Below are 2,729 nucleotides of genomic sequence, written 5' to 3'. Positions count from 1 at the left end.
GAGCAGCAGGGTTACGCGCCGTGTGAGGTCTGCGGTGAACCCAGCCGCCTTCAGCCCTGCCGCGCCTGCACCCTGAACCTGGACGACCCCAACGTGCGCCGCGCCGCCCTGAGACTGGGCCGCGACGCCGGGCTGCTGGCGAAGCTGAGTCGGGAGCTGGGCGACAGTGGCGCCGACGCCGCCCGCGCCCTGGCCCTGGTCGCCCTGGCCGAGCAGATGGCGGTGCTGGCCATCGAGTGTGTGCGCTCCGGCGGCGAGGACCATTACCGGGAGTTTCTGAAGCAGCAGGCGGCGCAATATTTGCAGCTCCATCACCGCCGCACAACCCTGACCCGCGCCGACTGGGAAGCCCTGCCGGGTCAGCCCTTGCAGGTGCTCAAAGCCGGGCCGGGCGGAATCTGAGTGGTGAAGTCGGCAAGTTGAGACCGGCTGCGGGTGGTGCATCTGATGATGACGCTGAGCATCGCTGAATTTCGGGCAAAAGCAGGTATATGTTGGAGGCTGGGCAGAAAATTTGCAGCGGGCTGACTTAGAATTGACTGCTGTGCTAAAACAACGCAAATAATAACCCCGAAATTGAGTTTTTCTTTGCGTTGTTCTGGAATTTAAACTTATTTATGCCGGACTAATGCTGCGGTCATTCAAGAAAATCATTGCTCGGATTTAACGGCTTGCCTGACCTACAGACCTACACACGTTAGACGGCTAAACGAGTTGTCTGTCGCACTTGCTGGGCGCATCTTCAACTTTCCGGTATATGAATATGCGATTCCATCACTTCGTAACGTCCCCGTAATAGTATTCTTCACTGGATCGTATACCGCGTCAATCTTGACAAGCTGTGTGGTGGTTTTGCATTTATCGTCCAACTCTCTGTAAACAATTGTTATTTTGTTCGTTGTATTGTCCTTCTTAACGTCTGTTGCACTCTGATATGTCCATGTCGAACTAGAGCCTAGCTTAGATAAAACTTGCGGGGGTTCGGTGGGTATAGACTTTACTGGGAGAAAATCAACGAACAAGTCATCGATTTGCAGAGCATTGTCGTAGGTGAGCGAACCGATCCATTTTGTTGGCATTGCCGCGATGACCGTAGAGGCCACAGATTCCTTGCCAGCAGAAACGCCAGTAGAATTCACGGTCCGCACCCGGTAGGTGTAGGTTCCAGCAGGTAAAGCTTTGTCCGTGAAAGTAAGCGCTGGGGTGTCAACCGACCCAACCTCCACGTAAGCACCCGTAGCCACTTTGCGATCAATTTTATAGCTTTTCGCGTCAGCAACTGCAATCCAGGTGACCACAGCATTGCTTCCGCTCAGTATGACGTTGATGCTTGCAGTATCGCTCGGATTTTTTGGAGTTTCGGTGACGGGCTCCGATCCAATAGCAGGGGGCGCCTGGTTGATGGGAGTTGACGGAGGAACCGCGCCACATGCTGTTAACAATCCTGCGGTTAGAAGTCCAAGCATCAGAAGTTTCTTCATCATCATACGCTAGCCACCCCACCATGACAGGACACTTACTTGAGGCCAGCTCAAGAACCTCGTCCTCAGTTCTGGGCGACGAAACCCGGATGCTGGCCTCAGCGGTCTCCCAGTGTGGCCTGAGTGGTGTTGACGCCCCAAGGCACCGCCGCTCAACCGTGCCTTCATCTGCTCTTTGGCTGGGGTCGGCGGCGTACAGTGACCGGCATGGGCCGTGACGACCACCAGCAAGCCTCGCCGCGCCGGGTCCGGGCGGCGGTGCTGACCATCAGCGACACCCGCACGGCGCAGAGCGACGACAGCGGGAATTATCTGCGCCGCGAACTGGCCCTGGCCGGACATGAGCTGACCGGCTCAGCGCTGGTCCGTGACGACGCGGCGCTGATTCGCGCTGCCCTGACGCACCTGATGGCCGGGGCGCAGGTGGTGCTCACCACCGGCGGCACCGGCATCGCCGGGCGCGACGTGACCGTTGGGGTGGTCGAGTCGCTGATCACCAAACCCATGCCCGGCTTCGGCGAGCTGTTCAGGATGCTCAGTTATCCGCAGGTCGGCGCGGCGGCCATGCTGTCGCGGGCGGTGGGCGGACTGGCGGGCACGACGTTGATCTTTGCCCTACCCGGCAGTCTCAACGCCGTGCAGACCGGCTGGGAAGGGCTACTGAAAGCTGAACTCGGCCACTTCGTCTTCGAGATGACCCGTCACCTTCAACCCTGAGCGTTAAAACTGTCCAGATTATTTATCCAGACCATTCATCCAAACTCTCCAGAGGACACCCCACTTCAGATGAATACCCTCGATCACCTCACCCCCCTGTATACGCTGGTGCTGGCCGCTGTGGCGCTGATCTGGCTGTGGCAGGTGGCGCAGTCGGCCCGGAAAAGTTTGTGGCCGCGTCTGGGCGCCCTGATGCCGCTGGGCCTGGGGGCGCTGCTGGCCGCCCCGGCGCTCGACGTTCCGGCGCTGTTTGGCGTGGGCGTCGGCTTTGTGCTGATCGCCGCGTATTATCCGCTGCTGAGGCTGCGCGGCGCACCCAGCCGCAGATCGCTGGGCCTGAGCGCCGCGTGCCTGGTGCTGGCGCTGGGGACGTGCATGCTGGCCACCGCCTACAACGACGTGGGCGGCCTGGTGCTCTCGGCGGTGGCGACGTTGCTGAGCCTGGCGGGGCTGCTGAGCGTGGTGCTGTACCCCCGGCGCCGCCATGTTCGCCCACCGCTGATCTACAGCCCCTTCGTGCGGCGCCTTCAG

2 protein-coding genes and 2 pseudogenes are annotated in these 2,729 nt (G+C 60.0%); 3 read left to right on the top strand and 1 reads right to left on the bottom strand.

The window, feature by feature from the left end; all coding sequences use genetic code 11:
* A pseudogene (locus Q0R23_RS12335) lies at positions 1-402 on the top strand (DUF721 domain-containing protein); the annotation flags it as partial.
* 278 nt (positions 403-680) lie between these two features.
* Here the strand turns inward: Q0R23_RS12335 and Q0R23_RS12330 are convergent.
* Complete coding sequence (locus tag Q0R23_RS12330) at positions 681-1,481, bottom strand: hypothetical protein (RefSeq protein ID WP_293913448.1); 801 nt, start codon at positions 1,479-1,481, stop codon at positions 681-683.
* 207 nt (positions 1,482-1,688) lie between these two features.
* Between Q0R23_RS12330 and Q0R23_RS12325 the strand changes: the two genes are divergently transcribed.
* Positions 1,689-2,198, top strand: a complete 510-nt coding sequence (locus Q0R23_RS12325) for a molybdenum cofactor biosynthesis protein B (RefSeq protein ID WP_293913446.1) — start codon at positions 1,689-1,691, stop codon at positions 2,196-2,198.
* Between the two features lie 69 nt (positions 2,199-2,267).
* Positions 2,268-2,729: pseudogene (locus Q0R23_RS12320) on the top strand (hypothetical protein); the annotation flags it as partial.

Source organism: Deinococcus sp. (assembly GCF_025362455.1).
In the GTDB taxonomy this organism is placed as follows: Bacteria; Deinococcota; Deinococci; order Deinococcales; family Deinococcaceae; genus Deinococcus.
The sequence above is the reverse complement of the archived record's forward strand: the minus strand, read 5'-3'. Positions and strand labels throughout refer to the sequence as shown.